Consider the following 13,824-nt stretch of genomic DNA (forward strand, 5'->3'; position numbering starts at 1 on the left):
ATCATCGCTCCTGGTCAGGTCGGGTCAGCGCCGCGAGCGCGGCCGCGACGTGCTTGACGTACGGTTCCTCGACCACCTGGAGGTGATCACCGGGGACGGCGACCACCTCGACCCGTCCCGTGGTCAGCGCCCGCCACCCGTTCGTCGGGTCGTCGTACATGCTGTCCACGGCCGCGTGCAGCGGCTTGAGCACGTCGGGCAGGGGTTCGGCGGCGTGGAGCAGGGTCAGGTCCACGTCCAGGAGCCCCGGGCGATAGTCGAGCATCGCCTGGTAGTTCGCCTGGAAGACCCGATAGAGGCGGCGGACGGCGGCCGCGGAGCTCCCGGGCGGCAGGATGCCGTTGCGCTCGGCGAGTTCCCCGACGCGCGCGAAGATCTCCTCCTGCGTGCCGCACCGCTCCGCGATGGCCTCGACCGGGGTGTCGCTTCCGCTGTCGAGCCAGAGCAGCTCCCAGAAGAAGAACGTCAGCAGGGTGCCGTCGCCGACGTCGCGGGGAGCGTCGGGACGCAGCGCGATCGTGTCGAGGAGCACCAGACGCTCGACGCGCTCGCCCGCCGCGCGCAGCTGCCGGGCCATCTCCACGGCGACGAACCCGCCGAACGACCAGCCGCCGATGACGTACGGCCCGCGGGGCTGCCGCCGCCTGATCGCCTCGACGTAGATGCGGGCCAGGTCGGGGATCGTGGTCAGGGGCTCGGTGCCGGGCGTGCTTCCCGGCGCCTGCAGGGCGTGGAAGGGCTGGTCGTCCGGCAGATGCCCGGCGAGCGGCCGGTAACAGAGGACGTTGCCGCCGATGGGGTGCACGAAGTAGATCGGCGGGCGGCGCCCGCCGGTGCGGAGCGGCACCAGCGGATCGAAGCCGCCGCGCTCCCCGGCGCGCAGCCGTTCGGCGAGCCCGGCGACCGTGGGGGCCGCGATGAGATCGGACATCGGCACGGCCGTGCCGTACCGCTGCTCGATGAGCACCATCAGCCGCATCGCGGTGAGCGACGTGGCCCCCACGTCGAAGATGTCGTCGTGGACGCCCAGGTCCGGCGTGGCCAGCGTCTCGGCGACCAGGCCGGCGAGATCGCGTTCCAGGGCGTCACGCGGCGGCGTGGCGGTGTCCGCGAGCGCGGGGCCGTCGAGCGGCATCCGGCGCAGCGCCGCGTCGTCCCGCTTGCCGCTGGCGGTCAGCGGCAGCGCGTCCAGCCAGGTGACGTGCGTGGGCACCATGTAGCCGGGCAGCACCGCGCGCAGCCGTCGCCTGACCTCACGGGGATCGCTCCGCTCGCCGTCGCCCACCAGGAAGGCGGCGAGGAAGGCGTCGGCGTCCCTCCTCCTGGCGACGACCGCCACCTCGCGCACGCCCGGCAGCGCCAGCCCGGCGAGGGCGTGCTCGACCTCGGCGGGTTCGACCCGGAAGCCCCGCACCTTCACCTGGTCGTCGGCGCGGCCCGTGCCGGCGATGTCGCCGGACGGGAGGAGGTGGCCGAGATCGCCGGTTCGGTACAGGCGGGTGCCCGAAGCGTCCCGGACGAACCTTTCCGCGGTGAGCTCGGGGGAGCCGATGTAGCCGTCCGCGAGGACCACCCCGCCGAGGTAGATCTCCCCCTTCACGCCCACCGGGACGGGGCGCAGCCGGGCGTCGAGGACCCGCGCCGTCGCCCCGTCGATCGCGGTGCCGATCGGGGGCAGCGTGGGGAAGGACTCCGGGTCGCCCGACATGGTGAAGCTGGTCACGACGTGCGACTCGGTCGGCCCGTACTGGTTCTCCAGGACGACGCCGGGCAGCCGCGCGCAGAACCGGCGGATCTCCGGCGTGACCCGCAGCTGCTCGCCGGAGGAGACCACGACCTTCAGGGACCTCGGAACGAGCCCCAGGGCGTCGGAGGCGTGGGCCAGCTGCTGCAGGGCGACGTACGGCATGAAGATCCGTTCGATGCCCTCCCGGTCGAGCAGCCGGAGCAGCCCGGGCATGTCGTGGCGCCGGGCCTCCGAGACGAGGTGGAGGGTGCCGCCCGAGCAGAGCGTGGAGAAGATCTCCTGGAAGGAGACGTCGAAGCTCGTCGGCGCGTACTGCAACGTCCTGCCCCCGCAGGCGCCGCTGGCCCGGCGGTTCTGCCAGTCCACCAGGTTGTCCAGGGCGCGGTGGGGCATGGCGACGCCCTTGGGCCGGCCGGTGGAGCCGGAGGTGAACAGGACGTAGGCGGTGTCCGCGGGGCCGACGGCAGGCGGGACGCCACGGCCGCCGTCGTCCGTGAGAAGGTCGTCCACGGTGATCACCCGTGTGCCGTCGGGCACCAGGTGCGCGTGGGCCTCGTGGGCGACGACCAGGAAGGGACTCGCCTGCCGCACCATCGCGGCCAGCCGCTCCGCCGGGTAGCCCGGGTCGAGCGGAACGCACGCGGCGCCCGACCGGGTGGTCCCGAGGATCACCGCGATCATCTCCGCGGACCTGTCCATCGCGATGCCGATCCGGGCGCCCGGCGGGAGCCCCAGGCCCAGCAGCCGCCGGGCCGCGACGTCCGCCGTCCGGTCGAGATCCCGGTAGGACCAGCACCGCTCGCCGTCCCCCCGATCGCTGTGGACCACGGCCGGGGCGTCGGGGGTCCGGGCGGCCTGCGCGGCGAAGCGCGCCACCACCGTGGAGCCCTCCTCGCGGCCCGCCGTACGGACGGGAGGGCACGGCGGGGCGAGGAAGGCGAGGTCCGCCTCCTCGCCGGGGTGGTCGAGGATGCGCCCGAGGATGCCGGCGTAGGCCCGGCCGAAGATCGGGGCCCATTCGGGGCCCACGCTCTCGCCGGCGCAGTCCAGCCGGAGCCACACGCGCCCGTCCAGCGGCTCCGTCACCGCGTTGACGAGGAGTTTGAAGTTGGTCTCCTCCCAGGTCCGCACCGCGAGCAGGTCGACGGCGGGATGCCCGAGCACCGGCGCCAGGACGTGGAAGTGGATGTAGTTGAAGGCGGTCTCCACGACGGCTCCGCCCCCGTTGTCCTCCTGGATCGCGCTGAGGGGATAGTGGCGGTGCCGGTGGCCGTCCCGCTCCGCCCGGAACGCCTCGCGGACCGTGTCGAGCCAGGTGCGCGGGCCACAGCCGGAGTCTGAACCGGACTCGGGGCCGGACTCGGGGCCGGACCCGAGGCCGCAGTCGACGCGGAGGGGCAGCGTGTTGACGAAGAGGCCCGCCGTGCGGTCCCCGCCCGGCAGCTCCGGGCGTCCGTTCGCGATCAGGCCGGTGGTGACGTCGCCGGCGCCGGAGAACAGCCGCAGCGTCAGGCAGTGCGCGGCGAACAGGACGGACTTCACCGGCACGGCGTGCGCCGCGGCGAAGTCCGCGAGCCGCCGCCCGATGTCGTCCGGCAGGTCCACGCGGTGGACGAAGGGCTCCGCCGGGCCGCGGCCGCTCGGGCGGAGCGTCTCCAGGTCGACGGGCTCCGCGCCGTCCAGCGTCCGCCGCCAGTACGCCCGGTCCTCGGCCGAGGAGAGCGCGCGCAGCTCGTCGCGGACGTGGGTCGCGGGCGAGGGAAGGGGGCCGTCGGCCACCGGCCCCCAGCCGACGCCCCGCGCGTCGAGATAGTCCTGGAGGAGCTCGCCGAGCAGCCCCGCCATGCTGCCGCCGTCCAGGAGGGCGTGGTGGAAGCTGAGAACCAGCTCGACGGTGGTCTCGCGGACGTGGACCCGGAAGAGGTACAGCGGCGCCCGGGTGAGGTCGTACGGGTGGTAGCGCCGTTCCTCGACGTGCGCGCTCACCTCGGCCTCGGCGGCCTCGTCCGGGAGCCCCCGCAGGTCGGCGATCTCCAGGCCCCCGGTGACGACGGGGTGCACGATCTGGAGGGGCCGGTCCCCACCCGCCAGGTCGAACGCCGAGCGGAGCACCGGGTGGCGGGCGACGAGCCGGTCGAACGCCCGCCGGAACGCGGCCTCGTCCCAGTCCAGGCGGAAGGTGTAGCGGAACACGTCGTGGTAGACGGCCGAGCGCTCCTCGGTGGTGCTGTGGTAGATCAGGCCGAGCTGCAACCGGGTGAGGGGATAGGCGTCGACGACGTCGCCCCTCCGGTACGGCTCCGCGAGGAGGGCGAACGGCTCCGGCTCGGGGTCGGCGGGCTCGCTCGTGGTCGTGAGGGCGGCGAGCGCGGCGACGGTCGGGTTCCTGAGCAGGTCCGTGACCGAGAAACGGATGCCGAGTCGTTCGGCCGCGGCGCGGATCCGCAGGCTGACCAGGGAGTCGCCGCCCAGCGCGAAGTAGTCGTCGTCCACCCCCACGTCGTCCACGCCGAGGAACCGCGCCCAGATCGAGGCGAGGGCGGCCTCGACCGGGGTGCGCGGGGCGGTGCGCGCCGCCTGTCCGGGAGAGGGCGGAGCGGGCAGGGCGCGGCGGTCCGTCTTCCCGTTGGGCGTGAGCGGCACGCGGTCGATGCGGACCAGGTGGGCGGGGATCATGTAGTCCGGCAGAGCCCGCGCCAGATGGTCGCGGAGCACGGTGTGCTCGATCTCGGCGTCGGCGGCGTAGTAGCCGACGAGGAACGTCCCGCGCGCCTCCGAGGTGTGGTCGACGACGACCGCGTCGCGGACCCCCGGCGCCGTCGACAGCCGGTCGCGCACCTCGCCCAGCTCCACGCGGTTCCCACGGATCTTCACCTGGTCGTCGATCCGGCCGAGGTATTCGAGCGACCCGTCGGCGAGCCTGCGCGCGAGGTCGCCGGTGCGGTACATCCGTCCCGGTCCGAAGGGGTCGTCGGCGAACCTCTCCGCGGTCAGCTCCGGGCGGTCGAGGTAGCCGCGCGCCACGCCCACCCCGCCGACGCACAGCTCGCCCGCCACCCCGTCCGGCTGCGGCTCGTCCCGCTCTCCCAGGACGTACAGCCGGGTGTTGTCGATCGGACGGCCGATGGGGACCCGGTCCACGGGTCGTCCCGGGTCCGCCGGGCAGTCGTGGAAGGAGACGTCGACGGTGGCCTCGGTGGGCCCGTAGAGGTTGACGAGCCTGGGCGCCCCGCCGGGCCGTGCGGCGAAGACCCGGTTGAACTGCGTCACCCGTGAGGGCGGCAGGGCCTCGCCGCTGCAGAAGACGTACCGCAGCGACGCGGTCTCCTCCACGGCCCCCGGCGACTCCAGGAGGTCGAGGAAGGGCCCGAGCATCGAGGGGACGAAGTGCAGCACCGTGACCTTCTGCCGAGCGATGGCGTGCAGGATGGCCCGCGGGTCCTTCTCGCCGCCCGGCGGGAGCAGCGCCACCGTCGCGCCCTCGATCGCCCACCAGAACAGCTCCCACACCGACACGTCGAACGAGATCGGCGTCTTCTGCAGGATGACGTCGCCCGCGCCGATGGGGTAGGCGCGCTGCATCCAGGCGAGCCTGTTCACCACCGAGTGATGCTCGACCATGACCCCCTTGGGCCTACCGGTGGACCCCGAGGTGTAGATGACGTACGCGAGGTCGTGCCCGGCGACCGGCGGACCGGTGGGATCCTCCCCTGCGTCCTCCGCGTCGTCCACGTGCAGCACGGGGGCGGGCAGGCCGGTCGTCCCGGGCGCGGCCAGGACGACGACGGCGCCGCAGTCGGCCAGCAGGAACTCGATGCGCTCGCGCGGATGGCCGGGATCGACGGGAACGTAGGCGCCGCCCGCCTTGAGCACGCCGAGGATCGCCACGAGCATCGCCGGGCCGCGTTCGAGCAGGACGGCCACCCGGTCGCCGGGGCCCACCCCGGCGGCGCGCAGGCGCCGGGCCACCCGGCCGGCCCGGTCGTCCAGGTCACGATAGGTCAGCGGGGGTCCGCCGTCGGCGGTGAGGACGGCGATCCGGTCCGGAGTGCGGGCGGCCCGCTCCTCGACGAGCGCGTGCAGCGGGCGGTCACTCGCGTAGGGGACGTCGGGGCCGCTCGCCGCCCGCAGCCAGGAGTTCCGCTCGCCGGGTCCGAGCAGGGACAGCTCCGCCAGAGGGTCGTCGGGCCGGTCGGCCGCCTGGCGCAGCAGCGCCTGGAGGTGGGCCGCCACCGCCGTGATCGGCAGGTCCTCGTCGAACACGTCCGTGGCGTGGTCGAGGGCGACCTGGACGTCGTCGGAGCCCCGGAAGTGGACGACGCTGACGGCGAGCGCGTCCTCGTCGTGTACGGGCACGAGACCGGTGGTCTCACGGGACAGCCCGGCGACGCTCGTCCGCCTCGGCAGCGTCAGGTAGGACAGGGTGACGTCGAAGAGCCGCCGGTGCTCCTGGCCGGTCTTCCGCAGGTCGCGCAGCACGTCGCCGAGCGGCGCCCGCTCGTGCCGCTGCAGGTCCCGGGCGGCGGCCTGGACGTCGGCGCAGAGTGCGCGCATCGTCTGCCCGGCGTGGACCGGCACGCGAAGCGGCAGGGTGTTGGCGAACTGCCCGACGGTCCGCATCTCGTCGCCGGTACGGCGGTTGAGCAGCGGAATGCCCAGAACGACCTCGCCGGCGCGGTGAACCCGGCCGAGGTAGGCGGCGAAGACGCCCGCCAGGAACGGGAACATGGGCTGCCCGCGCCGCCGGAGCCGCTCGACGACGTCCTTTTCCACGGCGAAAACGAAACGCGCCCTGCCGCCGGTCGATTTCCTGGTGAAAAGCGCGGGAGAAACGTCCCGGAGGGCCTGTCGGAAGAATTCGAGATCGTTCCGGTGCTCCGCCGAACCGGTATATCCGGCCGCCGTGCGGGCGAAATCGAGATAGGAGGGCGTGCTGATTCCGGCGGACGCGCCGGTGGCGTAGTCGTCGAGGGCGCCGGTGACGAAGAGGTTCAGTCCGAAGCCGTCGGCGACGATGTGATGCGCCTTGACCACGACGTGCACCGCGTCGGCGGCCTCCCTGAGCACGGTGATCTCGGCGAGGGGTCCGCCGGTCAGCGGGAGGGCCACGCCGAGCGAGCGCTCCGCCCAGGCGTCGCAGGCGGCGCGGGGGTCGGGCTCGGCGGAGAGGTCGACCACGCCGATCGGGGGGATGCCCTCCTCGGTCCACTGGTGGGCCGTTCCGTCCCGCTCGCCGACCCGCAGCCGGAAAGCGGCGTGGGCGGCCACGGCGCGCGCCAGGCAGGACCTCAGGAGCGCGAGGTCGACCGGGCCGGTCAGTCGTTCCTGGACGAGGCAGTTGAACTGCGGAGAGTCCGCGGCGGCCGCGGCGGCCGCCCAGACGTCCCGCTGATATGGCGTCAGGGGTAATCGCGCGGAGGGGATCACAGCACCTCCAGAAACGGTGTGGCGGTGTTGACCGTTACTCCCGGAAACGGAGCCTAGGAACGGCCCGGCGCGACGGACAACCCCCTTAGGGGCCGGGTAGGGGGTGGCCCGAATTCAACAAGGGTTGTGACGCCCGAATTCACGATCCTAGGCTGCGGAAGAACCGCCGCGAGCAGGCGCCACCGAAACAGCTTCGGCCCGGAAAGGTCAGCGGAAGCTTCGGAACAGAAAAGGCAGCGCATGGACGCCGACACGGTCCACGACCTCACCTGCCCGATCGCCATCGTGGGAATGGCCGGCCGCTTCCCGGGGGCCCCCGACGCCGAGAGCCTGTGGCGGCTGCTGATGAACGGGGACAGCGCGATCGGACCCGTCCCCGCCGACCGCTGGGACGCCGCGCAGCCGCTCGATCCCGACAGGCGGATCCAGGCGGTGGGCGGCTTCATCGACGGGGTGGACCGCTTCGACGCGGCGTTCTTCGGCGTGTCGCCGCGCGAGGCCGCCGACATCGATCCCCAGCAGCGGCTCCTGCTGGAGACGGGCTGGCGGACCCTGGAGGACGCGGGCGTCCGCGCGAGCGACCTCGCGGGCAGCAGGACCGGGGTCTACGTCGGAGCCTCCTGGCACGACTACGAACTCCTCCGCGGCCGTTGGGGCGCCCATGCGACCCCGCACAGCCTGGTGGGCAACGCCCTGGACGTCATCGCCGCGCGCCTGTCGTACTTCCTCAGGCTCCGCGGCCCCAGCATGACCGTGGAGACCGGGTGTTCCTCCTCGCTGGTGGCGCTCCACCTCGCCGCGCAGGCCCTGCGTCAGGGCGAGATCGACGCCGCGATCGTCGGCGGGGTGAACCTCATGCTCGACCCGCATGTCACCGTCGGGCTCACCCATTTCGGCGCGCTCTCCCCACAGGGGCGCTGCGCGGCCTTCGCGGCCGGCGCGGACGGCTTCGTCCGCGGGGAGGGCGTCGCCGCGCTCTACGTGAAGACGCTCGACCGGGCGCTGGCGGACGGCGACCGCGTCCACGGCGTGGTCGTCCGCACCGTGGTCAACAACGACGGCGGCGGCGACAGCCTGGTCACCCCCAGTCCCGAAGGTCAGGAGGACCTGCTGCGGCAGGCCTACCGGCAGGGCGTCGTCCCCGCCTACATCGAGGCGCACGGCACCGGGACCGGGCGCGGCGACCCGATCGAGGCGACCGCCATCGGGCGGGTCCTCGGCGCCGGCCGCACCGGCGACCCGGTCCACATCGGCTCGGTGAAGACCAACATCGGCCACCTTGAGGCGTGCGCGGGCATGGCGGGCCTGTTCAAGCTGCTGCTCGCGCTGCGGCACCGGGTCGTCCCGCCGAGCCTGCACGCCGGGACGCTCAACCCCGGCATCGACTTCGAGGGGCTGGGGGTGCGCGTCGCGCGTGAGCCGCTCGCACTCGCGCCGGACGGCCCGGTCCACCTGGGGGTCAGCTCGTTCGGCTGGGGCGGTACGAACGCCCATGTCGTCGTGTCCTCCCCGCCTCCCCCGGGCACGCACCCCGAAGCCACCCCCGCAGGCGCGGTTCCGACCGGTCTGCCCGCCGTCGTCCCCCTCTCCGCCAAGGACAGCGGGGCCCTCGCCGAACTGGCCGGCCGGATGACGTCCTTCGTCCCCGAGGGGGTCACCGAAAGCGAGGAGGTCACCGGGATCGCCGAACTCGCCGGCCGGCTCGCCCATCGCCGCGACCACTTCCCGGTCCGCGCCGCGTGTGTCGCCCCCGACGCCGGGCGGCTCCGCGCCGCCCTGGAGACGCTCGCCGCCGACCCGGAGAGCGGGGTGACGGGAAGGGCCGTCGAAAGGGGACGCGTCGCCTTCGTCTTCCCGGGACAGGGCTCGCAGTGGAGCGGCATGGGGCGGTCGCTGTACCGCGAGAGCCCGCTGTTCGCCGCGGTCGTCGACCGGTGCGCCGAGGCCCTCCGTCCCCACGTCTCCTGGGACCCGCGCGGCGTCTTCTCCGGCTCCGGCGGCGAGGAGTGGACGACCCGCATCGACATGCTGCAGCCCACGCTGTGGGCCATGTCGCTGGGGCTGGCCGAGCTCTGGCGTGCCTGCGGGGTCGAACCCGACGTCGTCCTCGGCCACAGCCAGGGCGAGATCACCGCGGCGACCGTCGCGGGCATCCTCTCCTACGAGGACGCCGCCCTGGTCATGGCGCGGCGCAGCGCCATCGCCCGCCGGGCCTCGGGCCGGGGCCGGATGCTCGCCGTCGACCTGTCCCGGGAGGAGGCGGTGGAGGCGCTCGCGGGCTTCGAGGACAGCGTCTCCCTGGCCGTCCACAACGGGCCGCGCTCCTGTGTGCTCTCCGGCGAGCAGGAGGCCGTGCTGACGCTGAAGGAGATCCTGGAGGCCGAGGGCACGTACTGCAGGCTGGTCAACGTCGACTACGCCTCACACAGCCCCCAGATGGACCCCCTGCGGGAGGACCTGCTCACCGCGCTCGCCCCGGTGAGGCCGCGCGAGGGCCGCGTCGCGATGCTGTCGACGGTCCGGGGCCGGCGGGTCGAGGGCGCCGAACTGGACGCCGCCTACTGGACGGACAACCTGCGCGACCCGGTCCTGTTCGCCGACGCGATGAACGCGCTCCTGGAGGACGGCGTCACCCACGTCGTCGAGATCAGCCCGCACCCCGTGCTCGCCCCCGTGATCAACCCTGTGATCGCCCCTGAGACCGCCACCGGGACCGGAGCAGGCGACCGGCCGATCGCCGTCCTGACCACGCTGCGCCGGGACGCGGGCGGCACCGGGGACTTCGCGGCAGCCCTGGCCAGGGCGTACGTGGCGGGGCTCGAACCATTCGCCGAGCTGCCGAGGAACGGCTTCCGCCCGCTGCCCGGCCACCCCCTGCGCGCGGACCGCCACTGGGTCGCGGGCGGGACCGCGTCCGGGCCGGCCGCCCGCGGCCTCGACGTCCGCCTCGGCCCCGCCCCCGGTGAGCGCGGCGCCTGGCACGGCGCCCTGGAACTGTCGGCGCGGGCCGTCCCCTGGCTGGGCGACCACAAGGTGTACGGCACGGCCGTGCTGCCGGGCGCCGCGATACTCGGCGCCGCCGTCGCCACCGCGCGGGCCCGCGCCGGCCGGCCGCCGCTGGCCGCCCGGAACGCGGCGGCCACCGAGAGCTCCCTGACCTTGGAGAACGTCGTCTTCCACAAGGAGGTGGCCCTCGACGACGAACGGCCCGCGCGCCTGACCGCCGAGTGGCGAGACCACCCGCGGGGCGGCGCCTTCCGTCTGCTGTCGCTGCCCGAGGGGGCGGACGAGTGGACCGTCAACGCCGTCGCCGAGGCCGCCGCGGATCCGGGGCCGCTCCCCGTGCCCGGGTTCCCCGAGTGGCACGCGGGTGTGGAGCCCACCGGCGTGAGCTCCTTCTACCAGGAGTGCGGGGACCGGGGCCTCGACTACGGCCCGGCCTTCCAGGGGGTGCGGACGCTGTACCTGGACCCGGCGGGCGGGCGCGCCCTCGGGCGGGTGGTCCTCGCCGAGCGCCTGAGCGGGAGCAGCCGCGCCGGCTCCCCCCTGCACCCCGCCCTCTGGGACGGCTGCCTACAGGTCGCCCTCACCCTGTACGGCGGAGCCGACGCGCTGGTGCCCACCGCGGTCCGGCGCGTCCGGGTCCTGGCCGATCCGGACCAGCCCGTCGCCGCCTGCTGGTCGCACGCCGTACGCGACGGCGACGACCGGGTGGACGTGTTCGTGTTCGGCGAGCGGCACGAGCCGCTGCTGACCGTGGAGGGCCTCGAAATGCGGCCGCTGCCGGGCACCGCGGCCGTGACCGCCGACACGGCCCGGCTGCACCACGTCGGCTGGACCGAGGTGCCTCCCCCCGCCGGGACGCCCGCCGAGCCGGGCCGCTGGGCCGTGTACGGCGGCGCGACGCCGGCCACCGACCGGCTCGTCGCGGCCCTCACCGCAGCCCTCACGGCGGCCGGCGCGCGGGTGACGGACGAGGCGGCCGCGGCCGACGCCGTGCTGTTCGTCGCACCGGGGGCGGACGCCGGGCACGAGGCGCAGATCGAGGGCCTGAACCGGCTCACCGGCATCGTGAGGGAGTGCGTCACGGCGGGCGCGTCGCCGCGCCTGACCGTCGTCACCACCCTGGCCCAGGGCATCGGCACCACCGCACCCCCCGACCCCGGGGCCGCGCTCTACTGGGGCTACACCAGGGTGCTGCGGCGCGAACACCCGGAGCTCGAACCACGGTTGGTGGACGTCGACCCCGCCGACATCGACTCCGCCCACACCGACCCGGCCGACTCCGCAGGCTCCGACTGGACCGGCTCCGGCTGGGCCGCCCGGTGCGCGGCCGAACTGCTCGGCCCGGACGCCGAGGACCAGATCGTGCTGCGCGGCTCCACCCGGCTGGCGGCCAGGATCACCCGAGGCGAACCCGAGCCGGACCCCACGCTTCCCGCCCCTCGCACCCGACCGCAGCCCTTCCGGGCCGAGGGGCGGGACCACGTCCCCCTGGAGCGGCGCCCGCCGGAGGACGGCGAGATCGAGATCGAGGTCACGGCGGCGCCGTCCACGGGGAACGCCGTCGCGGGCAGAGTCGTCGCGACCGGGCCGGCCCGAGGGGCCCGGATGGACGGGGAGGACCGGCCTGACGGAGAGGACCGGGCGGACCGGGTAAACCGGGGGGACCAGGTGAACCGAGGAGACTGGGTGGACCCGGGAGACTGGGGGGACCGGGTGGTGGCCCTCGCCGCGGGTCCCCCGGCCAGCCACGTCGTCGTCCGGGCGGAGCACGCCCGGACGATCCCGGACGCGCTCACCGACGCCGAGGCGGCCGGGATCGCGCTCCCGGCGGCCGTCGCCTGGCACGCCCTCACCGAGATCGGCCGCGTCCAGCCGGGCCAGACCGTGCTGGTCCTGTCCGGGGACGGCGCTCTCGGACAGGCCGCCGTACGGCTGGCACTGCGCCTGGGCGCGCGGGTCGTCACCGCGGCGCCCGGCCCGGCACCGCACGAGCATGACCGGATCGACCCGCATCCGACCGACTCGCATCCGGCCGAAGCACCTCAAATCGAAGCACCTCGGATCGACCCGCTCCCGACCGACCCACATCCGACCGACCCACATCCGGCCGACCCGCAGCGGATCGACCTGCGCGACCCGTCCTGGCCCGACGCGGTACGGCGGGTCACCGGCGGCAGGGGAGCCGACGTCGTCGTGGACTGTCTCGGCGGATCGACGCTGCCCGCCGGCCTCGGCGCGCTCGCCCGGGGCGGCCGGTTCGTCGACGTAAGAGGCCCCGGGGGTGAGCCGTACCAGCGGGTGGACCTGGGCCTGTTCCGCGAGGGCGTGATCTACGCTGTCGTCGACCCCGCCGAGCTCGCCGGGCGCGCGCCGGAGACGCTCGCCCGGGTCTGGGACCTGGTCACGGCGGACGAACTCGGCCCCCTGCCGATCGGCACCCGCCCCTTCGCCCATCCGCCGGAGGACGGCGACGAGGCCGTGCTCACCGCCCCGGAGACGGTCGGCCGGGTCGCCTGTGTGCCGCTGCCCGGCGGGCGTTTCCGCGCGGACGGCACCTACCTCGTCACCGGCGGCATGGGGGCGCTCGGCCTCTCGCTCGCGGAGTTCCTCGCCGAGAACGGCGCGGGCTGCCTGGTCCTGCTGGGGCGCTCGGAGCCCGGCCCCGGGCCGGCCCGGCGCGTCGCCGCGCTCCGGGACGGCGGGACGCGGGTGCGCACGGTCGTGTGCGACGTCGCGGACCGGGCGGCGCTGTGCGCGGCGCTGGACGACGTACGGCGGGACCTGCCGCCGCTGCGCGGGGTGTTCCACGCGGCCGGAGTGCTCGCCGACACCACGGTCACCCGCATGACGCCCCGGCACCTCGCCGACACCACGCGCCCCAAGGTGGACGGCGCCCGCAACCTCGACGCGGCCACCGAGCACGACCCGCTGGACCTCTTCGTCCTCTTCTCGTCCGCGGCGGCGCTCGTCGGCACCGCGGGACAGGCGGCCTACGCGGCGGCGAACTCCTTCCTGGACGCGCTCGCCGAGTCCCGGAGGCGGCGCGGCCTGCCGGGGCTGAGCGTGCAGTGGGGTCCCTTCACCGAGGTGGGCCTGGCCGCCGGGGACGCCAGGCGCGGCGCCAGGCTCGCCGACCTGGGCATGGGAGGCTTCCCCACGTCCGAGGCCTGGCCGGCGCTGGTCCGCATGCTGGACGGCGGCGCGGCCGTGCAGGGCTACGTGGAGCTCGAACCACGCCGGTGGTTCGACGCGTACCCGGCGACGGCGGCGCTGGGAAGCTGGCGCCACCTGCGGGAGGCGGCCCGGGACCCGGGCGCCGGGCAGGGCGGCGAGTTCCGCGCCCGTCTCTCGGAGCTGCCCGAGCAGGCCCGGCTGGCCCTGGTGGAGACCAAGATCCGGGAGCTCGCCGGACGCGTCCTGCGCCTGGCGCCCGAGCACATCGAGAGCGAGGTCCCCTTCAAGGGGCTCGGGCTCGACTCGCTGATGAGCCTGGAGCTGCGCAACCGCCTGGAATCGGCGTTCGGTCTCAGGCTCTCGCCCACGCTGCTGTGGGCGCACACCAATTCGAAGGCGCTGTCGCGGGCCCTCTGCCACCAGCTGTCCCCGGCCGCGAACAGCGCCTGACCCGTCCACCCACCCCGAGG

General features: G+C 74.7%; 2 protein-coding genes. One reads left to right on the forward strand and one right to left on the reverse strand.

Annotated features, from left to right (window positions below; all coding sequences use genetic code 11):
* Position 1 precedes the first annotated feature (1 nt).
* The gene (locus HHX33_RS20375) at positions 2-7,174 is read right to left on the reverse strand and encodes an amino acid adenylation domain-containing protein (protein WP_220502008.1); all 7,173 of its coding nucleotides are present in this window, start codon (positions 7,172-7,174) and stop codon (positions 2-4) included.
* A 240-nt stretch (positions 7,175-7,414) separates the two neighbouring features.
* On the opposite strand from HHX33_RS20375, the gene HHX33_RS20380 reads away from it, so the two are divergent.
* Complete coding sequence (locus HHX33_RS20380; RefSeq protein WP_182875999.1) at positions 7,415-13,804, forward strand: type I polyketide synthase; 6,390 nt, start codon at positions 7,415-7,417, stop codon at positions 13,802-13,804.
* Positions 13,805-13,824 lie beyond the last annotated feature (20 nt).

The organism is Microbispora sp. H10670, from assembly GCF_014161385.1.
GTDB lineage: Bacteria > Actinomycetota > Actinomycetes > Streptosporangiales > Streptosporangiaceae > Microbispora > Microbispora triticiradicis.